Origin of the sequence: Oribacterium sp. C9 (assembly GCF_002007235.1) — a bacterium.
Lineage (GTDB): Bacteria > Bacillota > Clostridia > Lachnospirales > Lachnospiraceae > Oribacterium.
This window is the reverse complement of record NZ_MUHW01000003.1, coordinates 55,519-82,329: the sequence shown is the minus strand read 5'-3', so window position 1 is coordinate 82,329 and position 26,811 is coordinate 55,519. Positions and strand designations below refer to the sequence as shown.

Below are 26,811 nucleotides of genomic sequence, written 5' to 3'. Positions count from 1 at the left end.
GTATATAGACAACAGACCGGCGTCCAAAGGATATCAGGGTGGAAATTGTCTGTTTAGAGGAGAGATATATGTTAGAGGAATTAAAAGAAATAGTGTATAAAGCCAACATGCAGCTTCCTGCACTTGGCCTCGTGACCTTTACCTGGGGTAATGTTTCCGGCATCGATCGTGAGAATGGGCTGTTTGTCATCAAGCCGTCAGGGGTATCCTATGAGAAACTTCGTCCGGAAGATATGGTAGTCATGGATCTCAAGGGAAACAAGGTAGAGGGGGAGCTTAGTCCTTCTACAGATACAAAGACCCATCTTGAACTGTACAATGCTTTTCCGGAAATCGGTGGTGTAGTACATACTCATTCGCCACATGCAGTTGCATTTGCACAGGCAGGACAGGATGTACCTTTTTACGGTACCACACATGCTGATTACTTTTATGGTGATGTTCCATGTACGAGAGCTCTCACCACACAGGAGATTCAGGAAGACTACGAGGCAAATACCGGTAAGGTAATCATAGAGACCTTTAGAGAAAGGCATCTCAACCCCATCTATGTTCCGGGAGTTGTGTGCATGAACCATGGTCCTTTCACATTCGGTAAAGATGCAAATGAAGCTGTTTACCATGCGAAGGTTCTTGAAGAGGTCGCACGTATGGATATTTATACGAGAATTCTGGATCCTAACGTACAGCGTGGACCTCAGAACATCCTGGATAAGCATTTCCTGAGAAAGCATGGTCCTAACGCTTATTACGGACAGAAGAGCTGAAACAAAGGTTGGTTAAATCAATGAGTCACGTACGGGATTGAGAAAACTCGGCTCGTGGGTGACTCATGTTAGTATTTATTTGATTAAGAGAAAGGCAGAATTATGGGAGCGAAAGAAATCATTCAGGAAGGTAAGACCGCTCTTGGTATCGAGTTTGGTTCTACCAGAATAAAAGCAGTCCTTACAGATGAAAAGGGTCATGTTCTTGCAACCGGATTTCATGATTGGGAGAACCGTTTGATCGATGATATATGGACCTATACCATGGAGGATATCCATGGAGGGCTTCGCAGTTGCTACAGCTCATTAGTAAAGAATATAAAGGAGCAGTATGATATCATACCGGAGACCTACGGGGCTCTCGGAATCAGTGCCATGATGCATGGTATCCTCGCTTTTGATAAGGACGGCAGACTTCTCAGTCCGTTTGAGACATGGAGAAACAGTAATACCGAGCAGGCAGCGGATGCCCTGACAAAAGATTTCCAGTTCAATATTCCTCTCCGCTGGACCATCGCGCACATTTATCAGATGGTTCTGGAGGACAGGAGCTTTGTGAAGGATTTCTCTTTTGTTACAACACTGGACTCCTTCATTCACTGGGAGCTGACAGGATGTAAGGTCACCGGTATAGGAGATGCTGCAGGAATCTTCCCTATTGATTCAGAGAAGCTTGATTATGATGAGGAAATGGTTGGTAAGTTCGATGCTCTCATAAAGGGCAAAGGCTATCCATGGACTCTTCGTGACATACTGCCAAAGGTTCTTCTTGCAGGACAGGAGGCAGGTAAACTTACAGAGGCAGGAGCAAAGCTTCTTGATGAGACAGGTACATTAAAGGCCGGCGTGCCGATGTGTCCTCCTGAGGGTGATGCGGGAACCGGAATGGTTGCTACAAATTCGGTAGCTCCGGGAACCGGAAATATATCTGCCGGAACCAGTACATTCGCTATGCTGGTTCTTCAGCAGGACAAGAAGCTTTCAAAGCTTTACAGAGAGATAGATATGGTGACTACACCGGATGGTTATCCTGTTGCCATGTCCCATGCAAATAACGGAACCTCCGATCTCAATGCGTGGGTAAATCTCTTCAAAGAGTTTTCAGAGCTTATGGGATACAGCGTTGACATGGGTGAGCTTTACGGAAAGCTTTATACCAACTCTCTAAAGGGTGATAAGGATTGTGGAGGACTTCTTCCATATGGTTATTTTTCGGGAGAAGGCATCACTCATTTAAATGAGGGGCGTCCGCTTTTTGCACGTACTCCGAACAGTAAGTTCACACTGGCGAACTTCATGAGGGCACATCTTTATACTTCCCTCGGTGCTGTAAAGCTTGGACTCGATATCCTTTTAAAGGATGAGAAGGTGCCTGTAAAGAGCATTACCGGTCATGGAGGTCTATTTAAGACCAAGGGAGTTGCACAGAATTATCTTGCAGCTGCAGTCAATGCTCCTGTTACGGTTATGGATACTGCAAGTGAAGGCGGTCCATGGGGAGAAGCCCTGCTTGCACTGTATATGCTTCGCGGTAAGGATGCGGGAACTCTGGGAGATTTCCTCGCCAAGGAGATCTTCGCAGATCAGTCAGGTACTACTGTTGAGCCTGACCCTCAGGATGTAGAAGGATTTGAGACTTTTACAAAGCATTACAAAGAAGGTATAGCTGTGGAAAGATCTGCTGTTGAAGCGATGAAGTGGTGATACTCATAATAAAGAAATACGATATATAATAATACGAAAATGCAGTGGAATGACACCGGCCCACTCGATTGAAAGTACATCCTGCTTGCTCTGTTCGTCCCGTTTGCACTACGTGCACCCGGATACGTACAGAGCTTCGCAGTCTGTTCTTTCAACTCCCAAGCCTTGCAATAGAAAAATAATATACAGTCTTATGAACCGTACAATGCTTCAATAGGGACTTATTGTGACGCGACAGATGTCGTGTCTTTTTTTTATCCACAAAATCACCCGTGGGATCTTTAGATATGATACAATTTAATTGTATTGTTTTTTCTTAAGTATCCTATATATGGCAGTTTATGAAATTCATTAAGACTGCCTGTGTAGAGTGTCCAGGATATCATTTTCAGGAGGATTTATGGAGAATTTTACTTTTTATGCACCTACCTGTTTTGTTTTCGGAAGAGAAAAAGAGGATGAAGTAAGCGATTATGTACGTCGATTCGGTGGCAGCAAGGTACTGATCCACTATGGTGGTGGTTCCTGTGTGAAATCAGGACTTCTCGGAAGAGTTGAAGGCGCTCTGGCACGTGACGGAATACCATATGTGAAGCTTGGCGGAGTAAAACCGAATCCCAGAAGCGGACTTGTTTATGAAGGTATCGAACTTTGCAAAAAAGAGAATATAGACTTTATTCTCGCTGTAGGTGGCGGAAGTGTCATAGATTCTGCCAAGGCCATAGCTGCTGGAACATTGTATGATGGAGATTTCTGGGATTTCTATGAGGGAAAGCCTGTGACCGAGGCGCTTCCGATAGGAACAGTTCTCACCATAGCAGCTGCAGGAAGTGAGGGTTCTCCTGATTCTGTAATAACTAAAGAGGATGGCAAGTTCAAAAGAGGTGCCAGCGGAGAAGCATTCAGACCTCGCTTTTCCATACTGAATCCTCAGCTTACGGAAAGTCTTTCTCCATATCAGACTGCGGCGGGAATAACCGATATCATAGCGCATCTGTATGAGCGTTATCTTACCACCACCACTGAAGTGGAGGTGACAGACCGAATGATAGAGGGGCTTCTTCTCACCATGATCCATGAAGGACCAAGAGTTATTGAAGATCCTCATAACTATGATGCAAGAGCCAATATCATGTGGGCAGGCACCATGGCTCACAATAACTGCTGTGGCGTAGGACGTGCTCAGGACTGGAACAGCCACAATATAGAACATGAGCTTTCGGCACAGTATGACTGTGCCCATGGTGCGGGACTTGCAGTGACCATGCCTGCTGTTTTTCGTTATGTAATGGACAAGGATGTAAATCGATTTGCTCAGGTTGCAGTAAGAGTCTGGGGATGCTCCATGGATCTCGATCATCCTGAAAAAACAGCTCTTGAAGGTATCCAATGCCTCCAGAACTTCCTGTGCTCTATAGGAATGCCTAAGAATTTAGAGGAGCTTGGTGCCAATGCAAAGGACATCCCGGAGATGGCCAGACGTTGCGTTTTTGGCGACGGCAGACCAGGATACATCGAAGGCTTTGTGCGTTTGGATGAGAGAGATGTAAAAAATATTTACGAAGATATGTGTTAATAAGTGATATTCGAGAGTTTCTTCAAACGTCACATGGTTTCTGAATATAATCAGTCCGTCGGTTTCGACGGACTTTTTGTATGTAATGAAACACATAATCAACCGATATAGCGTATTACTTCTATTCATAGAACACTTCGGTTATAATAACTTGAATATTTAATAAGTCAGGAAAGAAATAAGCATTTATGAACATAGATTACAACACAAAATTCATCACTCTGATAGGAGATCCTCTGGCACAGTCTTTTGCTGCAAGGATGCAGAATGCAGGTTATGATGCTGCGGGAATGAACCTTAGATACTTCTATACTGAAACAGGAAGTGAACATCTCGAGGAAATAGTGAAAGGCATAAAGTACATGCCATCCTTTGCAGGTTTTGCTGTTACAAAGCCCAACAAGGTTGAGGTTGTAAAGTATCTTGACAGGCTTGATCCCTTCTGCGAGAAGATGGGTGCCTGCAACACAGTCGTTAGAGACAAGGACGGAATGCTTACAGGATACAATACAGACGGAGTTGGCTTTCTCAGGTCCATACAGGAACATGGAATAAAGGTAAAGGATAATACCTTTTTCTGCTTCGGTGCAGGTGGAGCCGGCAGAGCGATCTCAAGTATACTTGCATACTCAGGAGCCGGGAAGATATATATTACGGATATTTTTGAAGAAAGTACAAAGAGTCTGGTAAATGATATAAATACAAATTTTGCAGAAGTAGCGGAAGCTGTTCCTTACGGAAGCTATGATGTACTTCCTGAATGTACCGTCGTTATGAACGCAAGCGGTATAGGCATGGGAAAGACTATTGGTGAGACCCCCCTGCCTCCAAAGCATATCAGGAAAGAGCAGTTCTACTTTGATGCATGCTACAATCCGGACCGCACTCAGTTCCTGCTCAATGCTCACGAAAAAGGATGCAGGGTCATCAATGGTCTTCAGATGTCACTCTATCAGGGAGTCGCACAGGTGGAGCTCTGGACGGGAAAGAAGGCGCCGGTAGAGGCCATGAGGAAGGAGCTTCTGGAGATACTAGGCGAAAACAGATAGAACAGCAGATTTTGTGTAAAAAAGAAAGGGGCGATGAAATGAGGATTATCAAGTGGATGGATAAACATCTGGAGGAACTGATCCTTTCGGTTCTTCTATCAGGAATTGCGGTTGTTATGATACTGCAGGTCATATGCAGATACGGATTTAACTATTCGTTGTCATGGTCGGACGAGCTTGCGAGATATCTTCTTGTGTGGTCCACATTTCTTTCAGTGAGCTTCTGCATCAAAAATCATATCTCCATAAAGATCGATCAGTTTCAGAACATGCTGCCTGAAGACATCATTCCATGGATAAAGATGCTACGCCATACACTGGTCTTCATTTTTTCGCTGATCATGATTCCCTATACATTGACACTGTTAAGACAGTCCGTAAGCAGCCATGCCACAAGCGCAGCGCTTCGTATACCCATGTATTATATACAGTCAGCACCGCTGGTATGCTTTTCACTTCTTGCGCTAAGGACTCTTGAGGCATGGATAAAGGAATTCAAAAAGAGCAGTATGTCAATGCTTAAGTCCGTCTTCGATGGCATGAAGCCGAAGACACTGGCAGAGCTGAAGGCGGAAGAGGAGAAGGAGAAGGCAGAGTGGAAACAGCTGGCCGAAAAGGAGCTTGGCGGTGAAAGTGATACAGCATTGAACGCAAGATTCACCATAGAGAGCAATAAGCCTGACATGACATCCTCTGATGAATCTAAAGGTTCTTTTGAAGGATACGAATCTGAATCAAATTATGAAAATTCTGCAGAAAGGAAGGACAGCAAATGACTCTATTCATCTTTGTAATATTCGCGGCACTTCTTTGTCTGGCTGTTCCTCTCGGTATAGCAGTGTCCATGACATCCATGCTTCCATCACTGCTGACCGACTCCTTCACGGTTTCCGGTGTTTTCATCCTCCGTTCCATGATAGGAGGAGTGAATCAGACAACACTTCTCGCCATCCCTCTTTTCGTGATGTCGGGAATAATCATGGCGAAAGGCGGAGTATCCAAGCGCCTCTTTGATGTATTTGCCTATTTTATTGGAGACAGGACTGCAGGTATACCCTGCGCTGTAGTCATTACCTGTCTCTTTTTCGGAGCCATCTCAGGCTCTGCCCCGGCGACGGTTGCGGCTGTGGGTTCCATGACCATACCTGTCATGCTGGAAATGGGCTATGACAAAAAGTTCTCCGTTGCTCTTGTGGCGGTTGCAGGAGGTCTCGGTGTTATCATTCCACCATCGATCCCTTTTATTCTTTATGCACAGGCTGCGGGAGTTTCGGTTTCAGATCTTTTTAAGGCCGGAATCATTCCGGGATTCATCATTGCCTTCGTACTCATGGGATATTCGGTGTTCTACTGTAAACGTCATGGGGAGGACAAAGAATCCATAGACAGAGTAGTAGGTAAGCTCAGAGAACAGTCCTTCATGAAGGTATTTCTTGATTCCATTTGGGCTCTTCTCACACCTGTCATCATACTGGGATGTATCTACTCAGGTATCACATCCCCTACAGAAGCCGCGGCCATTGCCGTGTTCTATGCACTTATCATTTCAATCTTTGTATACAGGACTCTCAGACCGAAGGATCTTCCAAAGATCATTACAGAATCCGTAAAGACCTACGGTCCCATACTTTTCATCATGGCTGCCTCCGTTGCCTTCAGCCGTATACTCACACTTATGCAGGTGTCACAGGCTGTATCAGACTGGATAACCAGAGACTTCTCTAACAGGATAACCATCCTGGTTGCCATGAACATGATCATGCTTCTCGTAGGTATGATCATGGATACCACACCTGCCATCATGATAATGACTCCGATCCTTCTTCCTGCGGCACAGGTCTTTGACGTGGATCCGGTTCATTTCGGGATCATCATGGTAGTGAATCTCGCCATAGGTTTCGTTACCCCGCCAATAGGTGTGAACCTTTTTGTTGCATCATCCCTCAGTGAGATTCCGGTCATGCATATAGCGAGAAAAGCGGTGCCAATGATACTTCTATTCTTTGTAGTACTTATAATGCTGACATATATTCCAACACTTAGCCTTTGCCTGATATGAAATAAGTAATCGGTTTTGCAGGCGGAATGATTTCTAAAGCTGATGTTGATGAAAGGATAGAAAATGAAGAGTAAAAACAGGTTAATGTTTCCGGCACTCATAGCTGTGTTTGTCATAGCTTTTGTCATGGCACTCGTGGGCTGTGTGGAAGAAAGAGGACGTCAGACCTATGCATGGGTAGTGGCTACTGCGAGCCCTGAGGATACCGTAACAGGAATCTTTGCAAACAAATTCGCCGAAGAGGTTCAAAGACTTTCCGGCGGTAGACTGAAGGTTCAGGTATATCACAGCTCCACTCTGGGAGGAGATACGGAACTTATAGAATCGGTACAATGCGGAGACATTCCTTTTGTAGTTCAGAATACTGCACCGGAAGTAAGTTACATGCCTAAGCTGGCACTTTTTGATCTTCCTTGTGTTTTTTCGAATCTTGATGACCTCCACAGGGTACTCGATGATGAAAAATTCATGAACAGGATAAACGATATATATGAAGACGGAGACTTCCATCTTCTTGCCATGGCGGATCAGAACTTCAGAGTCATGACCTCTGACAGAAACATCAAGACCATGGAGGACTTTTCGGGGATAAAGATAAGGACCATGGAAAACTCAAACCATATGGCTTTCTGGTCGGCCCTTGGTTCAAATCCTACGCCTATGGCATTTGCAGAACTCTATGTAGGACTTGAGCAGCACACTGTGGATGCTCAGGAGAATCCCTACGAGGTGATCTGCTCGAACAAGTTCTATGAGGTTCAGGATTACGTGGTGGAGACGAATCACCTGCCGCATCTTCTGGCACTTGTAACGAACAACAGGTTCTATAATGATCTTCCGGAAGAGGACCGCAGGATCGTGGATGAGGCGGCTGAGATCGCAAAGCAGTGTGCAAGAGAGCAGGCTGTTGCAAGAGCCGATTCACGTATAGAAGAGATCATTGCGGGAGGAGCGGAGATCGTTCCACTGTCAGAGGAAATGTACAGCGCCATGAAGGATGCATCAAAGGATGTATATGAGCATATACGGACTGTGGTCGACGATGATGAGCTGTTCAGTGCCTACACAGGAAATTAATTAAGGGACGGTTCCCAGTGAACCGCCCCTTCTTTTTTTATTTCACCCATAATCAACCGTTATATCACATTTTCAAGCTAAACCGTTTATAATGAAATTTGGTGTGGTCATTTTTTAAAAATTCATAGGGAGGCTATGTATGTCACAACGCACAGATATTCATAAAATACTTATTATCGGCTCGGGACCTATAGTAATAGGTCAGGCTTGCGAGTTCGACTACTCGGGTACTCAGGCCTGCAAGGCTCTGAGAAGCCTTGGCTACGAGATCGTTCTGGTAAATTCCAATCCTGCCACCATCATGACGGATCCTGAAATGGCGGATATCACATACATTGAACCGCTTAACGTAAGACGTGTAGAGGAGATCATCGCGAAGGAGCGACCTGATGCTCTTTTGCCGAATCTCGGAGGACAGTCAGGACTTAATCTCTGTTCAGAGCTTTATAAGGAAGGCGTGCTGGACAAATACGGGGTTAAGGTAATCGGAGTTCAGGTGGATGCCATCGAGCGCGGTGAGGACCGTATTGAGTTCAAGGAGACCATGAACAGTCTTGGCGTCCAGATGGCGAGAAGTGAGGTTGCCTACAGTGTCGATGAAGCCCTGAAAATAGCTGATGAACTCGGTTATCCGGTGGTTCTTCGTCCTGCCTATACCATGGGCGGTGCCGGCGGAGGACTTGTATATAACAAGGACGAGCTCAGAACTGTCTGTGCAAGAGGTCTCCAGGCAAGTCTTATCCATCAGGTACTTGTAGAGGAATCAATCCTCGGATGGGAGGAGCTGGAGCTTGAGGTTGTCCGTGATAAGGATAACAACATGATCACCATCTGCTTCATCGAGAATGTGGATCCTGTGGGCATTCATACCGGCGATTCCTTCTGTACCGCACCTTTCCTTACCATCTCAAAGGAGCTTCAGGATGAGCTTCAGAGACAGGCTTACAAGATCGTAGAGCATATCGGAGTCATAGGCGGCACCAATGTTCAGTTCGCCCATGACCCGGTTTCAGACCGTATAGTTGTAATCGAGATAAACCCTCGTACATCCAGATCTTCAGCCCTTGCATCAAAGGCAACAGGCTTCCCTATAGCGCTCGTTTCGGCAAAACTTGCAACAGGTCTTACCCTAAAGGAGCTCCCCTGCGGTAAGTATGGAACTCTCGATAAGTACGTACCGGACGGAGATTATGTTGTAGTAAAGTTCGCCCGTTGGGCTTTTGAAAAGTTCAAGGGTGTGGAAGACAAGCTGGGAACCCAGATGCGTGCCGTAGGTGAGGTCATGAGTATCGGAAAGACCTATAAGGAGGCATTCCAGAAGGCAATTCGCTCCCTTGAAAAGGATCGTTTCGGTCTGGGCTATGTAAAGAATTTCAACAGTCTCTCAAAAGAAGAGCTTCTTAAAGCACTTATCACACCTTCAAGCGAGAGACATTTCATAATGTATGAAGCACTTCGAAAGGGTGCCACTGTGGATGAGATCTTTGAGATCACAAAGGTAAAGAGATATTTCATAGAAGAAATGAGGGAGCTTGTTGATGAGGAGGAGAAGCTTCTCGAGAGCAGGGGCTCACTACCTTCCGATGAAGCATTGATACAGGCTAAGAAGGACGGTTTCTCCGACAAATATCTCGCAAAGATACTGGAGATCTCAGAGGATGATGTACGCCACAGACGAGAGGAGCTTGGCATTAACGAAAGCTGGGACAGTGTACACGTAAGCGGAACAGAAGACAGCTCCTACTATTACAGCACTTATGCATTAAATGAGCTTAATGTCTCTCAGGACACATCATGCTCAGAAGAAGCTAAAACTGCATCCTCTGACAGTGATAAAAAAACTTCCTGTTGCAAGGCAGATAACAGTACCGGTGATGATACAGCTTCATCCCGCCCGAAGGTGATGATCCTTGGTGGCGGTCCAAACCGTATAGGTCAGGGAATCGAGTTTGACTATTGCTGCGTTCATGCAGCACAGTCCCTTAAGAAGCTTGGTTTCGAAACCATCATAGTTAACTGTAACCCTGAGACTGTTTCCACTGACTATGATACCTCTGACAAGCTGTACTTCGAGCCTCTGACTCTTGAGGATGTACTCAGCATCTACAAGCAGGAGAAGCCTGTTGGAGTTATCGCACAATTCGGCGGACAGACACCACTCAACCTTGCCGACAGCCTGGAAAAGAACGGTGTAAAGATACTCGGAACCACTCCTCATGTTATAGATCTCGCTGAGGACAGAGACCTCTTCAGAGCTATGATGGACAAGCTGGGCATCCCTATGCCTGAGGCAGGCATGGCTACAACAGTGGAAGAGGCTCTCGATAATGCTCACAGAATCGGCTACCCTGTCATGGTTCGCCCGTCCTTCGTTCTCGGTGGTCGCGGCATGGAGGTAGTCTATGACGATGAAAGTCTCACGGACTATATGAATGCCGCAATAGGCGTCACACCTGACAGACCTATACTTATCGACCGTTTCCTCAATGAAGCTACGGAGTGTGAGGCAGATGCAATAAGTGACGGTACCAATGCTTATGTTCCGGCTGTTATGGAGCATATCGAACTTGCCGGAATCCATTCAGGTGATTCGGCCTGCATCATACCGTCAAAGCACATATCGGAAGAGAATCTCGCCACCATCAAGGAATATACGAGAAAGATCGCTGAGGAGATGCATGTTGTAGGGCTTATGAACATGCAGTACGCCATCGAGAACGGAAAGGTATTTGTTATCGAGGCAAACCCGAGGGCATCCCGTACAGTACCTCTGGTTTCAAAGGTCTGCGGAATCAGAATGGTACCTCTGGCGGTAGACATTATCACAGGAGAGCTTACGGGAAGACCTTCACCGGTTCCTTCACTAACCGAAAAAGCCATACCTTACTACGGTGTTAAGGAAGCCGTATTCCCGTTCAATATGTTCCCTGAGGTGGATCCGATCCTTGGACCGGAGATGCGTTCAACAGGAGAGGTTCTGGGGCTTTCACAGTCAACAGGAGAGGCCTTCTTCAAGGCGCAGGAAGCCGCGAGATCCGAGCTTCCCACAGAGGGCACCGTACTTATATCTCTCAACACAAGAGACCATAAGTATGCCGCTGAAGTGGCTGAGCTCTACCATAAGGCCGGTTTCAGAATACTTGCCACTGGTATGACACATCAGCTTATCACAGATGCCGGAATACCTGCAGAGAAGGTGAGGAAGCTTTATGAAGGAAGGCCGAATATCCTCGACATGATGACTAACGGAAATATCGATCTCGTCATCAATTCACCTATAGGAAAGGACAGCGTTCATGATGACAGCTATCTGAGAAAGGCGGCCATCAAGGGAAAGATCCCTTATATCACTACTATCGCGGCTGCAAAAGCAGCGGCAGAGGGCATATCCTATGTGAAGGCACATGGTGATGCACATATCATGTCACTTCAGGAGTGGCATGCATCCATCGTTTAAAAAAAATTCCTGCATCAGATTGATGCAGGAATTTTTTTTAAATATGAGTTTATGCAGCTTCGTCAAGTTCTACATCTTTTCCTCGTGACATAATTGAGATCACTCCGGAAAGAGCTATAAGAGCGATAAGGTTAGGTATGACCATGATACCGTTCAGGAGATCCTGAAGATTCCAGACGAGCTCAACCTTAAGGAGTGAACCTATAAAGATAAATACTACATCGAGAAGTGCAAAAGGGATGACTGCCTTCTTGCCGAAAAGATAGGTGATATTCTGTCTTGCAAAGAGGAACCATCCGATGATTGTTGAAAATGCGAAGAATAGGAGACAGATGGCTACGAACATAGGTCCGAAATTACCGAAACCTGTTGAAAATGCAAGCTGAGCTACAGGAGTACCTGTGATGCTTCCTGCATATGGCACATCTGAACCCAAAACTCCTGAAGAGAGTATAACGAGGGCTGTCAGTGTAAGTACTACAAAAGTATCGATAAATACACCGATCATGGCGAACTCACCCTGCTCCTGAGGATTCTTTACCTTCGCAAGAGCGTGAGCATGTGGTGTTGAACCCATACCTGCTTCATTGGAGAAGAGACCGCGTGCAACACCGAGACGGAGTGCCTGACGAACTGTGATACCTGCACCGGCACCTGCAACAGCCTCCGGAGTAAATGCCCCGGTGAAGATAGAAACTATCGCCGGTATGATATTTGCATGATTGATAAATATGATAATGATGGAAGCTACGATATAAAGCGCAGCCATAAATGGAACAACCTTTTCTGTGAAAGAAGCTATTCGGCTGATACCTCCGACAAATATAAATGCGGAAATAAATGCCACAAAGATACCTACAAGCCACTTTGGTGTTCCAAAAGCTGTATAGAACGCATCACTTATGGAATTGGACTGAACCATATTACCCATGATTCCGAGTGAAAGAATGATCATGACAGCAAAGAATCCTGCAAGGAACTTTCCTGTCTGTCCCTTAAAAGCTTTGGTTATATAGTAAACAGGGCCTCCGATCACTTCTCCGTGCTCATCTTTTGTCTTTGTTTTCTGAGCAAGAACAGCCTCACCGTAGATAGTTGCCATGCCGAAGAAGGCTGCGATCCACATCCAGAAGATGGCTCCCGGTCCGCCGCCTACAAGGGCGGTAGCGCATCCTGCGATATTTCCTGTTCCGACCTGTGCTGCGATGGCGGTAGCAAGTGCCTGAAAAGAGCTCATTCCGTCGGTCCCTGAAGTCTCACCCTTTAAAGAGAAGCTTCCAAAAACTCTTTTCCATGCATTTGGAAATCTTCTGACCTGCACAAAACCTGTGCGGATAGAAAAAAATACACCGCTTCCTACAAGGAGAAAAAGCAGGATAAACCATACTTTGTCATCCAAAAGTGAAACCATACTGTTAATTGCGTCCATAACTCATACTCCCTCTTGATAGATTTACTCGTGGAGGTTAAAGAAATAAGAAGAAATAAACGATGTACAAAAAAGATGTGTAAATTTCCTCAACTCAAGATGTAACTGTTCAGACACAATCAATGTGAACGAAGAAAAAACTAAACGGAAAAAATCAGATATAGAATAACTGAAAACTCAGTGAAGATAACGCCGGTACCTATGAAGCATAGACCGACATAGTACAGAGAGGTACGGGGAATGTACCGTGACATGAAATGCGGTGAAGCACTTTATGTATGATCCGCTTTGCAGCAAACCATATAACATGATAGATATGAAATATGAGAACATCCGCAAATCGAAACTTTCTTATCTTCTCTGTCCTTTTGCCTGAGAGATTGGGGCAGGAATAATCCTGAGCCTTTGCACCTTCGGCACTCTGTATAGAGCTTCTCCAGAGTTTACTCCGTTATTAGTCTCCGTCTGTTACAGACTCCTGAGAGTTTTACTCCTTCGGCAGGCAGGTACTCATAAAAAGCAGAAAGCTTTCATACGGATACCGGATATCTCCTATATCGGAACGATAACTTAGAAATATCGCAAACCACTTTTCTAATAACTTCTACGTATATATTATGTTTGCTAATCGTAACATCGGTAAAACCATGCGTCAATATAGAAGCTAATACTATGAATAAGAGATATATTATTGGTGTATTGCGTGGGGTTCAAATAACTCGAGGTTATATGTTTGTAAACAATCAATTATATAGCTTACGATACAAAAAAAGGGTGGCGCCCCGAGTGAATCACTCAAAGGGCCCTCCCTTTCATTTCCTTTTTCTTTTGATACATTCGCTCATCGGCAATATCAAAAAGCTGGGCAAAATGCATATGTTCAGGTGAAGTTTCAGGATCGAAATCCGCTATTCCATACGCCGCTGAAATACGGCTTTCAATCGGATTATTCGGAACATTCTGTTCTGACATCTCACGCTCAATGACCTTCAGTATACTGTAGCGCTTTTCGTAATCTTCGCTGTCATAGAGGAACACAACGAACTCATCACCGCCTATACGGAAGAATGGGCTGTGAATGAAATTCTTCCTGAAGCAGTAACAGCAGTTGATGATGTACTTATCACCGTAAGTGTGTCCGTATGCGTCATTTATCTTTTTCAGGTTATTCACATCAAAAACCACGATGGAGAAAGGCTTGCTCCTGTCCTGCATGATACGTTCCGCATTTAAGAGGTACTCCTGATATGCAGCCTTGCTTTTGGTGCCTGTAAGAGCATCCTTGTAAGCAAGCACCTTTATCTGCTCAACATATTCCTTCAAAGCCTGAGCGTTTTTGGTGAAGCTAAGAGTCAGATCACCAATCTCATCATTGGACTCAGGTTCCAGAATGAGATCGAGCTTTCCATCGGCTATCTCCGAAGCATACTCCTGCAACTTATGAATAGGACGTATGATATGCTGCACCATGACCATAGTCAAAGTGAAAAATACCACTGTGATAAAAACTGAAGCTGCGGCGATATGCTTCATGAGAATGATTCTCTCGGCATTTATGGACTCAGACGGAGCTGCGATCACGAGCTTCATTTTGTTTTTCAGGGTGTACCAGCTGATCCTGTAGCATTCTTCGCCATCCGGACAGTTCAGTGTGGCAAGCTCCTGGTTGTGGTTTTCTGTACGTATGCGCTGAGTCACTTTACTTATGTCCTGGCTCAGGGACGCAAAATTCGTACCGGCATCGTAAAATCTGTGGTATACCACATGTCCCTTCGTATCAAGCAGAAAGGCAATGCTTCCGTCGTACGGCATGATGCTGTCCACATACTCGGTGATATATGAAAAGTCTATGTTCATGCCTACAACGCCGATAAATACTTCGTCCTTATATATAGGCTTCACATAAGAAATGACATAGCTCTTATATACATCATCATAATGTGGCTTTATCCAAATATCCGTCCCCGCATCCTTTGCCTGATAGTACCAGCTGACTTTACTGTCCTGTTCATCATACTTCGTCAGATCAAGTTTATCTGCCTGAACGAAGCCTTCTCCGCCTGCCGGTCTGTAGTAATAAACATTGGAATCGCTGGATGAAATCTCAGGATTCAGCTGGATGCCATAGGAATAGATGATATCTTCAGTGCTTGCGATGATGTTAAATACGTCATCAATATCATTGATATAACTACGTCTGAACGTGGGATCCTTTAGATCCCGCCAGTCATTCAGCTTGGAAAGAGCGTAGGAAGAGCTCTTTTCTGCATTCTGAATGATGTTCTGCATCTTGTTATTCAAACTACTTGCAGAATCAAGGGCGGTGACATTCATTACCTTTGTTGAATTGGTATCAAGTATATAAACTGATGTACTTATACCAACACCGCCAATGACCAATATCGTGAAGAAAATACATGCGAGGATCAAAGTGGCGAACTTAGTCTGTATAGAAATATAGGGCTCGCTTAAATACTTCATATGACCCTCCGAAATAAAATGTGAAAAAGTACTGATTTTTTATCTTTGCAAGTACAACAAATCACTGTTTCTATTATACTATTTAAAAAATATATAGCAACATTTAAAATAATCAGTTATCTTTGTGAATTTAATAACAATGCTTTAGTGGCACCGCTTACATCCGGGCAATGATTAAAAGCACTGCAAAACATAAAATATTTAATATTATTTACAAACCATGAATTATTTTATAATTTTACACCATGCTTATGACTTTTGCTGAAAAAACAGCTAAAATAAATAAAGAAATTTAAAAAAACAGTGAAGATAATATGAAAAATCACTGGATAATTTTTCAGTATTATCAAAAAGCATTTGCTGTGATGGAGGGGTAATATGGTTTTGGTTTTATTCTTTTTTATCATCCTGATAGGCGCTGCGGTATCAACATTGGTCATCGTCCCGCAGGGCTTCGCTTACGTGACTGAGGTGCTGGGTAAGTATCATTCAACATGGTATGCAGGACCGCATTTCCGTATTCCTTTTTTTGAAAGAGTTGCAAGACGTGTAAACGTCAAGGAGCAGGTAGGTGACTTTGCTGCCATCGAAGCTATCACTAAGGACAATGTCATGCTGCAGGTAGACAGCGTTGTCTTCTATAAAGTACGTGAGAACGATGACAATCCCAAAAAATATGCATACGGTGTAACAAATCCTGAGAAGGCTATCGAGCTTCTTGCGGCAACCACCCTTAGAAATGTAGTGGGTGAGATGACTCTCGATGAAGCTCTTACTTCCAGAGAAAGAATCAACGGAACCATGAGAACAGTCCTCGATGAGGCTACTGATGACTGGGGCGTACTTGTCAGAAGAGTAGAGATCAAGTCACTTACTCCTAACGCCGATGTACGTCAGGCTATGGAAAAGCAGGTAACTGCAGAGAGAAACAAGAGAGCTGAGATCCTTGAGGCTGAGGGTCACAAGCAGTCTGATATCCTGAAGGCCGAAGGTCATAAAGAGGCTCTTATTCTCGATGCAGAAGCAGACAAGAGGAAGAGAATCCTCGAAGCAGAGGCAGAGAAGCAGGCCCTCATAGATAAGGCAGCCGGTAGAGCAGAGGCCATCCGTCAGATCCAACAGGCGACTGCGGACGGTATCCGTATGATCAGAGAGGCAGGAGCAGACGATTCTGTCATCAAGCTCAAGAGTCTTGAGACCCTTGAAAAGGTGGCGGATGGTAATTCCACAAAGATCTTTATCCCGTCTGACCTTACCAAGGTAGCGTCACTTGCTTCTGTTGCAGCAGAAACATTTGAGACTTCAAAGGAAAAGGCCGGAGTGAAGACCAAAGCACAGGAAGAGAATTCCGATATTCACAAGGAACCTGACTTCCTCGAGAGGCCGGTAAAATGATGATTCCAGCATCATGAAGAATTTCGACCTCTTCAGTAACGAAACTTACTGAAGAGGTCCTTCCGTTAAAAAATAAGCAAAAGAAAATCCGGTAAAGCAGAATAGCCTTACCGGATTTTTTCTATATAAATTAAGAAAGTTCAGTACTGATGATCATCATACACAGGTGTATCCGCCGTCAACAGGGATCATAACACCGTTTACATAACCTGAAGCCTTTGATGCCAGGAAAAGGGCTGTTGTATCAAGTTCGCCTTCCCTACCATAGCGCTCCATAGGAATAGAAGCCTTTGCATACTCCTGGAACCATTCGGAATCAAGAGTTTCCTTGGTAAGAGGTGTCCAGAAATATCCGGGGCAGATAGCGTTGACAGTGATACCGAGCTTGCCCCATTCAGCAGCAAGAGCTCTGGTAAGGTTGACTACACCACCCTTTGCGGCATGATATGGGCTTGCAGGAGCGATCTTGTTGCCAACGAGACCATACATGGAAGCGATGTTGATGATACGTCCGTAGCCTGCAGGGATCATAGCCTTCTTTGCAGCTGCACGTGCAACCTTGAAGGTACCAAAAAGATCGATGTTGATCTCGTCAGCAAACTGATCATCTGTAATGTCTTCTGCAGGAGCAACAGCGCCTGTACCGGCGTTGTTGATAACGATGTCGATTCTTCCGAATTTCTCGAGAACCTTATCGATCAATGATTCAACTGCTTCTGTATCTGTAATATCGCAACGGATAGGTAATGTCTCTACACCGAACTCTTCAGTAAGTTCCTTAGCCACGGCTTCGATCTTTTCCTGACGACGAGCAACCGGAATGATAATTGCACCCTGATTTGCCAAAGCCCTGGCCATCTGAACTCCAAGACCTGTTGAGCAACCGGTAACAATCGCAACTTGACCCTTTAAGTCAAAATACTCTTTCATTCTAAACCTCTTTCCTGTCAGTAACTGACGATATATTTTCATTAGTTCCGATTATACCTTTTCGATAAAAAATGGTCAAATTTAATAATTTTTAAAGGGTTATAAGGTATTACTTGGGTGATTTTACTGTGCTGATCCGCTGCCATGTTAAAGAGTTTCTCAACAAACGAATTTTTCAACAAAATATCAGCCATGATCTTCATCAAAACGGATATCAAAACCAACCCTATATAAGGAAATAATCTGAGTACTCGTTCCTGTGAAGTATATCTTCAAGGGTATGGTTAATGTTTCTGAAGTGATTTATGAGCTCGTCCTCAAGAGCAGAACGATTCCCGTTTTCTATGGCATCTATCATCCGGTCATGCTGGAGAACAACATTTAAGCTGTCATCGTATCGCTGCTTATCACTCCGCTCTATACCGAGAGCCAGACGTCGTGCCCTGATATAGTGGATATCATATCTTCCTGTATGTGCCTGAACAAACTCCTTGTTTTCCAAATGATAGAAAAAATCATGGAACTGGGTGTCTGCATCTGTAAGCTTCTCGAGCTCATTAAAGGAAAGCATGCTTTTCTGATCACGTACCATACCACGAAGAAGAGGAACCAGCGGTCCCAAAAGATTTGCATCATATGCATCAAGGACTATTCTGGTTTCAAGGACTTCACGCAGATACCTTACACGTTTAACTTCATTGAGATCTATGCGGCTTACAAAGCTGCCTCTCTGGGGCTGGGAGTCCAAAGCCCCTTCTACATTGAGCCTTCTTACGGCTTCCCTTACAGGGATACGGCTGCAATTGAACTGTTCGGCGAGTCCAAGCTCACTGAGCTTGACTCCCGGCTTTAATTCCAGAGTCGCGATCCTGTTCCACAGGAAATAATGTATCTCATCCGGAAGCTTAGGTGCCTCGATGGCAGTATCTCTGTTTTCAGTAGTGGATGTTTCCATATCAACCTCTTAATCTGGTATACAAATATAGAATAAACATAAAATAAAATCTGAAAGAAATCAAGTAAACTCTTGATTCATAGCATGTGGTATACATATAAGCCACTATATGGACGTTCATATCACAGATGACTGCTGTATATCATCTGTCCGGTTCAAGATCCATATTATTTATGCCCATAGGGATATACCGGCAAACATTGTACCAATTCAACTAAATCCTGTTCGTTATCGCTCGAAATTAATGCAAAAAAGTCAAAAAACAGCATTGACATCACAGGAAATAGGATTTAACATTAGCTTCGTAAAAACTGGTATACACTTTTAGGCGTAATATAAAGGAGAATACATTATGGAAATGACATTTCGTTGGTATGGATCAAAGTTTGATTCTGTAACCTTACAGCAGATCCGCCAGATTCCGGGCGTAACAGGAGTTATCACAACTCTTTATGACACAACACCCGGTGAGGTATGGTCACAGGAGAGAATTCACGCATTAAAGGAAGAGGTCGAGGCTGCAGGACTTCATATCAGCGGTATCGAATCTGTTAATGTCTGCGATTCCATAAAGGTAGGTGACAAGGATCGTGACATGTACATCGAGAATTACATACAGACTCTTGAGAACCTCGGTAAAGAAGACATTCACCTTGTATGCTATAACTTCATGCCTGTATTTGACTGGACAAGAACTGAGCTTGCGCGTAAGAATGCAGACGGTTCAACAGGTCTTGCATATAACCAGAAGGCTATCGATGCCATCAATCCTGATGATCTTGCAGCTTCTATGGAGAAGATGTCTCAGGGAACAGTTCTTCCTGGATGGGAGCCTGAGCGTATGGCGAAGCTCAATGATCTCTTCGCAATGTACAAGGATGTAGACGGCGAGAAACTTTTCGAGAATCTCGTATATTTCCTTAAGGCAATCATGCCTGTATGTAACAAGTATGACATCAAGATGGCTATTCACCCGGATGATCCTGCATGGTCAGTATTCGGACTAACCAGAATCATCAATTCCGAGGAGAATATCCTTCGCCTTATGAAGGCAGTTGATGATGTTCACAACGGCGTGACCTTCTGTTCAGGTTCATACGGCACAAATCTCGAGAACGACCTTCCACATATGATCCGTGTACTCAAGGGACGTATACACTTCGCTCATGTTCGTAACCTTAGATTCAACGATACATCACGTGAAAACTACGATTTCCAGGAGGCATGCCACATTTCAAGTGACGGAAACTTCGATATGTACGAGATCGTTCGCGCTCTTTATGAGACAGGCTTCGACGGACCTATCAGACCTGACCACGGACGTAACATCTGGGATGAAGTCGGCAAGCCGGGTGTAATGCCGGGATACGGACTTTACGACAGAGCCCTTGGCGCAACATATATTCAGGGACTTTGGGAAGCCATCGAGAAGAGCGAGAAGAGACTGGGAGGAAACTAAAATGCGTTTAACACTTGAAGGATTAAAGGATAAGGAAGCATGGAAGCAGGCCGGTGTTCAGCTTCCAGCATATGACATAGAAGCTGTCGCTGAAAATACAAAGAAGTCACCTGTATGGGTGCACTTCGGAATCGGAAACATTTTCCGTATCTTCCTCGGAGGAATCGCCGACACCCTCATCGAGAAGGGTGAACTTCAGAAGGGAATCACCTGCGTAGAGACCTTCGACTTCGATGTAGTAGATAAGATCTATACTCCATACGATAACCTGGTACTTGGCGTAACACTCAAGGCTGACGGTTCAACAGAGAAGAGAGTCATCGGTTCTCTTACAGAAGCCATAAAGGCTCAGTCACAGGTTTCTGCCGACTGGAACCGTTTAAAGGAGATCTTCACAAACCCCGAGTTCCAGATGGCAAGCTTCACCATCACAGAAAAGGGCTACGCTCTTAAGAATGCTTCCGGCGAATATTTCCCGTTCGTACAGGCAGATATCGACAATGGTCCTGAGAAGCCGGGCGCAGCCATGGCTATCGTTACAGCACTTCTGTTTGAGCGTTTCAAGGCAGGAAAATATCCTGTAGCTATAGTAAGCTGTGACAACTGCTCACACAACGGCGAGAAGCTTATGTCTTCAATCGTTACCATGGCGGAAGAGTGGGCAAAGAAGGGCTTTGTACCTGCAGATTTCATCGATTACTTAAAGGATGAGTCAAAGGTTGCATTCCCATGGTCCATGATCGACAAGATCACACCGAGACCTGCAGAGTCAGTTGAAGCTGAGCTTGAAAAGCTCGGAATCGAGGACATGGCTCCTGTAGTTACATCGAAGCGTACATTCATCGCTCCTTTCGTCAACGCAGAGGGACCTCAGTATCTCGTTATCGAGGATAAGTTCCCTAACGGACGTCCTGCACTTGAGAAGGCCGGTGTTTACATGACAGACCGTGACACAGTAAATAAGGTTGAGCGTATGAAGGTTACGACCTGTCTCAATCCTCTTCATACAGCACTTGCTGTTTACGGCTGTGTTCTCGGCTATGACCTCATTGCGGATGAGATGAAGGACAAGGAGCTCAAGGAGCTTGTTCACCGTATCGGCCCTGTTGAAGGCATGCCTGTAGTTACAGATCCGGGAATCCTTTCACCTGAGAGCTTTGTTAATGAAGTAATCAACGAAAGAATACCAAATCCGTTCATGCCTGACACACCTCAGCGTATCGCGACAGATACCTCTCAGAAGGTAGGCATCCGTTACGGTGAGACCATCAAGAGCTATGTTGCTAAATACGGCGATGCAAAGAAGCTCGAGGCTATTCCACTTGCTATCGCAGGCTGGCTCAGATATCTTCTCGGGGTAGATGATCAGGGCGAAGCATTTGAACGCTCATCAGATCCTATGCTCGAGTCTCTTACAGAGGCTGTAAAGGGCATCGAGCTCGGCAAGCCTGAGACTGTAGGCAACAAATTAAAGCCTGTCCTTTCCAATGCCAACATCTTTGGCTCAGATCTCTACGCTGTAGGACTCGGTGAGAGAATAGAGGAACTTTTCAAGGAAGAGATAGCCGGCAAGGGTGCAGTAAGGGCTACACTTGTGAAGTATCTCGGTTAAAATTACAAATAGACTTAAAAATTAGTAATTATCATTTTTGACTTTTATGAAGGGCTATACTTACGGTATTATTAAATACTGTAGGTATAGCCTTATAAGCAGAAAGCATAGTCCTATTTTCAGGATGGCTTTACATATAAAAGGCTCCTGCAAATCACTCTAAGAAAAGAGACAGGATATGCGTATTATTTTTGCTACACATAACAAAAACAAAATTATCGAGGTAAGACAGATACTCGGAGAAGTGGCAAGCGACATAGTCGCAAAAAGCGAACTCGGTATCGATTTTGAACCTGTTGAAACGGGAAAAACATTTGCAGACAATGCCGAGCTGAAGGCAGCAGGCATCAGAAGCTACATGCTGGCTCACGGTATGCTGAAGGACGATGACATCATAATGTCAGACGACTCGGGTCTCTGTGTAAATTACATGTTCGGACTTCCCGGAATCTACAGTGCGAGATATCTGGGGGAGGAAACCTCCTACGAAGAGAAGAATGCCCGTATCATACACGAGCTGAGATTCGCAAAGGGAACGGAGCGTGCCGCCCACTTCACCTGCAATATATGTGCCGTTTTCGCCGATGGAAGAGTATTCCATACTGAAGGGCTGTTTGAGGGTCTCATTTCCGAAGAACCTAAAGGCAAAAACGGTTTCGGCTACGATCCAATACTTTATCTTCCGGAATACGGAAAGACTTCGGCAGAGCTCACAGCTGAGGAAAAGAACAGCATTTCCCACAGAGGAAAAGCTCTCCGAGCCATGAGAGATCTTCTCAAAAAGGTTTTTGATGAGGATAAAAAAAAGGGAATCAATCAGGCAGCATTCCCCGAGAATGAGGAGGACAGCGGACTTGTCCGCCCCTTTCAGTCGATCCTAGTTGTCAGTGATTCTCATCATAGGGACGATAATCTAAGGGATGTTCTGAGCCGTCTCGGGATGATAGATTTCCTGGTTCATCTCGGCGATGCAGAGGGAACCGAAGGTATGATACAGCAGTATGCCGGAGACGGTGTAAAGTGCTACTTCGTAAAGGGAAACAATGATTTCTTCAATGATCTTCCGAGAGATATAGTTGCAGAATTCGGAAAGCACAAGTGTTTCATGACCCACGGTCATTATTACGGAGTGAACTTTGATCTCACTCAGCTAGCTGAAGAGGCAAAGATCCGCGGATGTGATATAGCCATGTTCGGACATACCCATAAGCCTTTTTTAAAGGTGGTAAACGGAGTGACCTGTATAAATCCGGGCTCGATCAGCTTCCCGAGACAGATGGACCGTCGCCCTTCCTATATGGTGATAGATATAAGCGAAGAGGGTGATTTCAAGTATCATCAGGTGTACCTCGACAGGAATTGAACAGAAGATATTGTGCCGGTAATAAGGCTTGATATATTGCGTCTTGTAAAATCAGTCTCTGCTGTTCTGATGTAATTGCTATGTGATTCTGTAAACCGGTTTGGTTCTTTAAAAATCGGACGTATTTTTACTTGTAAGAGAAAATGATTTAATATATAATAGGGTGGTGTAAGCGGTTACAAATCCGCTTACATTCAAAAAATCCGGTATTTAATTGTTATATAAAGGAGATATGTTATGACACAGAATGATTTTATGGCAAGACTTGCTGAACTTAAGGTTTGTCCTGTAGTTGTTATCGACGATGTAGAGGATGCCGTTCCTCTTGCAAAGGCTCTTGAGGCAGGAAAGCTTCCTATGGCTGAAGTTACATTCAGAACACCTGCAGCTGCAGATGCTATCGCACGTATAGCTAAGGAGTGCCCTAATGTAGTGGTTGGTGCAGGAACGGTTATTGATCGTGAACAGTGCACACGTGCCATCAAGGCCGGTGCTCAGTTCATCGTGGCTCCATCATTCTCTGATGAAGTTGCTCAGTGTGCTATCGGACACGGAGTAGCATATTGCCCGGGCACATGTACTCCTACTGATATAACAAACGCTCTCAGATACAATCTTCCTATGGTTAAGTTCTTCCCTGCAGGCAACTACGGTGGACTCAAGACCATCAAGTCCCTTGCAAGCGTATTCCCTCAGATCAAGTTTATGCCAACAGGCGGAGTCAACGTTGATAATGTCAACGAGTACCTCGGTTTCGACAAGATCATCAGTGTAGGCGGAACATGGGTATGCAAGAAGGACCTTGTTGCAGCAAAGGACTGGGCAGGTATCACAAAGCTCTGTCAGGAAGCTTACGATCTCACACACTGATATATATCGCTGTCCTGTACCAGGAAGAGGTGCAGGACGGCTTTTTTACTATATTTTCCATAGATAAAATCAAGGCGAAAAGCCGGCTCAAAAAAATATTTGAAAAAAGTTTAAATTTGTTGTTGACATTAGAGCAGGTATTCGCTAATATAACTGAGTCGCTTGAAGCGAGCGACACAAAAAACGAATGAGTCAGTAGCTCAGCTGGATAGAGCAACGGCCTTCTAAGCCGTGGGTCGGGGGTTCGAATCCCTTCTGGCTCATTTCTCTTTCGAGAGAAAGAGGATGACAACAAAGGTTCGCAAATGCGGCCGTAATATGGTGGGTATAGCGTAGTTGGTTATCGCGCCAGATTGTGGTTCTGGAGATCCCGGATTCGAGTTCCGGTACCCACCCTTAGCCAGCAGGCTAAAGTGGGGCTATCGCCAAGCGGTAAGGCACAGGCCTTTGACGCCTGCATTCGTTGGTTCGAATCCAACTGGCCCTGTTTATGAGGCTGTAGCTCAGTCGGTAGAGCACTTGACTTTTAATCAAGTTGTCGCGAGTTCGAATCCCGTCAGCCTCATCTTTTTATATAATGATTGTTCCGGTGTAACGTTTGTTACATCGTTTTTTTGTTATATTAAGAATTATGTTATATAAACCATTTCAGCCATAGTTATGGCAATCATGCCAAAAAATTAATTTTTTTAAGTTTTTTCGTAGATTTAATTTGCAGGAAAATTGTAGTATATTATTTTCTAAGACATGATACTAAAAAATATCCATGTTTTTAATCATTCAGCAGCATTTCTATTTATAGATACAGTTGCGTATGATATATTTTAAAGACTTGTATTATTACAGAAATCAGGAAGACTTATATGTTTAACGACGATGCTTACTTTCGCTTTGGGAATCTGATAGGCTACAGAGATTCATTTTCGGACACTACATTAACCAACGATAAGCTTGTTGGTATATTGCAGCAGGCAATCAAGTCCAGTAATCTGACTCTAATATGTTTTGACGATAAAAACAGACTGACATATGCCAATTCAAAGGCATTTGAGATGTTTAATGTAACCAGCAGCGAAAGTTTGGAGAAGACCTTTTTCGAATGGATTCAGACTCCGTCGAAACAGATCGAGTATTCAAACTGGTGCCAGATATTTGAATCCTACGAAGGAGAGAAGGTATTCGATATCATTTGCCATCATATGAACAGTTCCGAAGGAAAGCTTCGAAGCACCATATACATTATAGACGAGTGCATTCCGGGTTCCACCGGAAAAGCCGGTGTCAGATACAGACAGATGCACGACCCTTTAACAGGTCTTTTAAATCGTGAGGGGTTCTGTCATGTTGTGGAAAAATACCGCAGCTTCCACCGATCCGACAGCGGTGCACATTATCTCATAATAACTAACATCAGGGATTTTAAACTCATTAACCAGATCCATGGAGATAAATTCGGCGATTCCATACTAAAGACTACAGGAAGAATCATTAAATCACTTATGTATGCAGATGATATCTACGGACGCCTTTATGCAGACAAATTCGCGATTCTTGTACCTGAGAAGAACTATGACAAAGCCATGTATCACAGCATGATAAATCTCATCCGCAGTCAGATAGCTTCCGAGAAGCAGACACTGAGAATACAGGCCGGAGTGTACAAGATGGATACCATGACGGACGATGTAAGCGCCATGTGTGACAGAGCCATGATGGCACTTAATTCCATCAACTCGGAAGATCCGGTAACATTTGCATTTTATGATCCGGAGATGATGAAACAGGCTATCACCGAAAAGATAGTAGTAACACACTTTGAATCAGCTCTCAAAGGCGGGGAATTCAGAATCTACCTGCAGCCTCAGGTAAATCAGAATGAGGAACTTATAGGATGCGAAGCATTGGTAAGATGGAAGAGAGATGACAATACAGTTATTCCTCCCAATGCTTTCATACCGGTGCTTGAGAAATCAAACCTCATAAGTCATCTGGATGCATATGTATGGGAGATGGCTGCCCTTAAACTAAGGGAGTGGAAGCATACTGAATTCAGAGACCTGTACATATCGATCAATGTTTCTCCCAGAGACATGGAATTCATGGATGTATACGAAGTCATAACCGGTCTTGTGAGGAAATATGGCATCGATCCGGAAAAGCTTCATCTTGAAATCACAGAAACCGCCCTGATGCGTAACCCGAGCGGTGTGAGCGAGATGATACTCCGGCTTAAGGAAGATGGATTTATAATCGGAATCGATGATTTCGGAAGCGGCTATTCATCACTTAATATGCTTAAGGATATAAGGGCTGATATTGTAAAGCTGGATATGGGCTTCCTCAGCAAGTCTGATAACGAAGACCGTAGCAGGATAATTATTGATTCAGTTATATATATGGCTAAGCGGCTCGGTATGAGCACAGTTACAGAGGGCATAGAAACTCCTCAGCAGTATGAGGAACTCAGCTCCATGGGCTGCGATATCTATCAGGGATACCTTTATTCAAAGCCGGTTTCCGTCATGGATTTCGAGACAAAGTACAGCCGTATATACAAGTCGGAAAGCATCATATGACTGAACGGAGGAAAACACGCAAAAGGCTCTCAAATAGAGCGAAATAAAACCT

18 protein-coding genes, 4 tRNA genes and 1 riboswitch are annotated in these 26,811 nt (G+C 44.4%); of the genes, 18 read left to right on the top strand and 4 right to left on the bottom strand.

Features of this window, described 5'->3' with window-relative positions; translation table 11 throughout:
• Window positions 1-68 precede the first annotated feature (68 nt).
• From BXO88_RS03115 to carB, 8 genes are all read left to right on the top strand, one after another.
• A complete protein-coding gene (locus tag BXO88_RS03115; RefSeq protein WP_078036312.1) occupies window positions 69-767 on the top strand; it encodes an L-ribulose-5-phosphate 4-epimerase in 699 nt (232 codons plus the stop codon).
• A gap of 102 nt (window positions 768-869) precedes the next feature.
• Window positions 870-2,471 carry a xylulokinase gene (locus BXO88_RS03110; protein ID WP_078036311.1) on the top strand — a complete coding sequence of 534 codons (1,602 nt, stop codon included), beginning with the start codon at window positions 870-872 and terminating at the stop codon, window positions 2,469-2,471.
• 400 nt (window positions 2,472-2,871) lie between these two features.
• Window positions 2,872-4,047: an iron-containing alcohol dehydrogenase gene (locus BXO88_RS03105; RefSeq protein WP_078036310.1), complete on the top strand. Its 1,176-nt coding sequence runs from the start codon at window positions 2,872-2,874 to the stop codon at window positions 4,045-4,047.
• 188 nt (window positions 4,048-4,235) lie between these two features.
• Window positions 4,236-5,096: a shikimate dehydrogenase family protein gene (locus BXO88_RS03100; RefSeq protein ID WP_078036309.1), complete on the top strand. Its 861-nt coding sequence runs from the start codon at window positions 4,236-4,238 to the stop codon at window positions 5,094-5,096.
• 38 nt (window positions 5,097-5,134) lie between these two features.
• Entirely contained in the window at window positions 5,135-5,872 is a 738-nt protein-coding gene (locus tag BXO88_RS03095) for a TRAP transporter small permease (RefSeq protein WP_078036308.1), read from the top strand.
• Window positions 5,869-7,155, top strand: a complete 1,287-nt coding sequence (locus BXO88_RS03090) for a TRAP transporter large permease (protein ID WP_078036307.1) — start codon at window positions 5,869-5,871, stop codon at window positions 7,153-7,155. Before BXO88_RS03095 ends, BXO88_RS03090 begins: the two co-directional genes overlap by 4 nt.
• Window positions 7,156-7,218: 63 nt before the next feature.
• Entirely contained in the window at window positions 7,219-8,232 is a 1,014-nt protein-coding gene (locus BXO88_RS03085) for a TRAP transporter substrate-binding protein (RefSeq protein WP_078036306.1), read from the top strand.
• A gap of 139 nt (window positions 8,233-8,371) precedes the next feature.
• On the top strand, window positions 8,372-11,689 hold the full coding sequence (carB, locus tag BXO88_RS03080) for a carbamoyl-phosphate synthase large subunit (RefSeq protein ID WP_078036305.1): 3,318 nt from the start codon (window positions 8,372-8,374) through the stop codon (window positions 11,687-11,689).
• A 49-nt stretch (window positions 11,690-11,738) separates the two neighbouring features.
• Here the strand turns inward: carB and BXO88_RS03075 are convergent, their stop codons facing one another.
• On the bottom strand, window positions 11,739-13,118 hold the full coding sequence (locus BXO88_RS03075) for an alanine/glycine:cation symporter family protein (RefSeq protein ID WP_078036304.1): 1,380 nt from the start codon (window positions 13,116-13,118) through the stop codon (window positions 11,739-11,741).
• Window positions 13,119-13,468: 350 nt separating this feature from the next.
• Window positions 13,469-13,568: riboswitch (glycine riboswitch) on the bottom strand.
• Window positions 13,569-13,913: 345 nt separating this feature from the next.
• Window positions 13,914-15,599, bottom strand: coding sequence for a sensor domain-containing diguanylate cyclase (locus tag BXO88_RS03070; protein ID WP_078036303.1), 1,686 nt, complete (start codon window positions 15,597-15,599; stop codon window positions 13,914-13,916).
• A 378-nt stretch (window positions 15,600-15,977) separates the two neighbouring features.
• Here BXO88_RS03070 and BXO88_RS03065 point away from each other — a divergent pair, with 378 nt between their 5' ends.
• Window positions 15,978-16,994, top strand: a complete 1,017-nt coding sequence (locus tag BXO88_RS03065; protein WP_078036302.1) for an SPFH domain-containing protein — start codon at window positions 15,978-15,980, stop codon at window positions 16,992-16,994.
• Between the two features lie 156 nt (window positions 16,995-17,150).
• On the opposite strand, the gene BXO88_RS03060 is transcribed toward BXO88_RS03065, so the two are convergent.
• Both BXO88_RS03060 and BXO88_RS03055 read right to left on the bottom strand, forming a co-directional pair.
• Window positions 17,151-17,924, bottom strand: coding sequence for an SDR family NAD(P)-dependent oxidoreductase (locus BXO88_RS03060; protein ID WP_078036301.1), 774 nt, complete (start codon window positions 17,922-17,924; stop codon window positions 17,151-17,153).
• A 226-nt stretch (window positions 17,925-18,150) separates the two neighbouring features.
• On the bottom strand, window positions 18,151-18,879 hold the full coding sequence (locus BXO88_RS03055; protein WP_078036300.1) for a GntR family transcriptional regulator: 729 nt from the start codon (window positions 18,877-18,879) through the stop codon (window positions 18,151-18,153).
• Window positions 18,880-19,231: 352 nt separating this feature from the next.
• On the opposite strand from BXO88_RS03055, the gene uxuA reads away from it, so the two are divergent.
• From uxuA to BXO88_RS03010, 9 genes are all read left to right on the top strand, one after another.
• Window positions 19,232-20,338 carry a mannonate dehydratase gene (uxuA, locus tag BXO88_RS03050; RefSeq protein WP_078036299.1) on the top strand — a complete coding sequence of 369 codons (1,107 nt, stop codon included), beginning with the start codon at window positions 19,232-19,234 and terminating at the stop codon, window positions 20,336-20,338.
• Between the two features lies 1 nt (window position 20,339).
• Window positions 20,340-21,950 carry a mannitol dehydrogenase family protein gene (locus BXO88_RS03045; RefSeq protein ID WP_078036298.1) on the top strand — a complete coding sequence of 537 codons (1,611 nt, stop codon included), beginning with the start codon at window positions 20,340-20,342 and terminating at the stop codon, window positions 21,948-21,950.
• Window positions 21,951-22,128: 178 nt separating this feature from the next.
• Window positions 22,129-23,313: an RdgB/HAM1 family non-canonical purine NTP pyrophosphatase gene (gene rdgB / locus BXO88_RS03040; protein ID WP_078036297.1), complete on the top strand. Its 1,185-nt coding sequence runs from the start codon at window positions 22,129-22,131 to the stop codon at window positions 23,311-23,313.
• A gap of 237 nt (window positions 23,314-23,550) precedes the next feature.
• Window positions 23,551-24,183 carry a bifunctional 4-hydroxy-2-oxoglutarate aldolase/2-dehydro-3-deoxy-phosphogluconate aldolase gene (locus BXO88_RS03035; RefSeq protein ID WP_078036296.1) on the top strand — a complete coding sequence of 211 codons (633 nt, stop codon included), beginning with the start codon at window positions 23,551-23,553 and terminating at the stop codon, window positions 24,181-24,183.
• Window positions 24,184-24,372: 189 nt separating this feature from the next.
• Window positions 24,373-24,446: transfer RNA gene (locus BXO88_RS03030), tRNA-Arg, on the top strand.
• A 58-nt stretch (window positions 24,447-24,504) separates the two neighbouring features.
• A tRNA-His gene (locus BXO88_RS03025) sits at window positions 24,505-24,578 on the top strand.
• Between the two features lie 20 nt (window positions 24,579-24,598).
• Window positions 24,599-24,670, top strand: a tRNA-Gln gene (locus BXO88_RS03020).
• 5 nt (window positions 24,671-24,675) lie between these two features.
• Window positions 24,676-24,748 (top strand) — tRNA-Lys (locus tag BXO88_RS03015).
• A gap of 298 nt (window positions 24,749-25,046) precedes the next feature.
• Window positions 25,047-26,759, top strand: coding sequence for a GGDEF domain-containing protein (locus BXO88_RS03010; protein ID WP_078036295.1), 1,713 nt, complete (start codon window positions 25,047-25,049; stop codon window positions 26,757-26,759).
• Window positions 26,760-26,811: the final 52 nt, after the last annotated feature.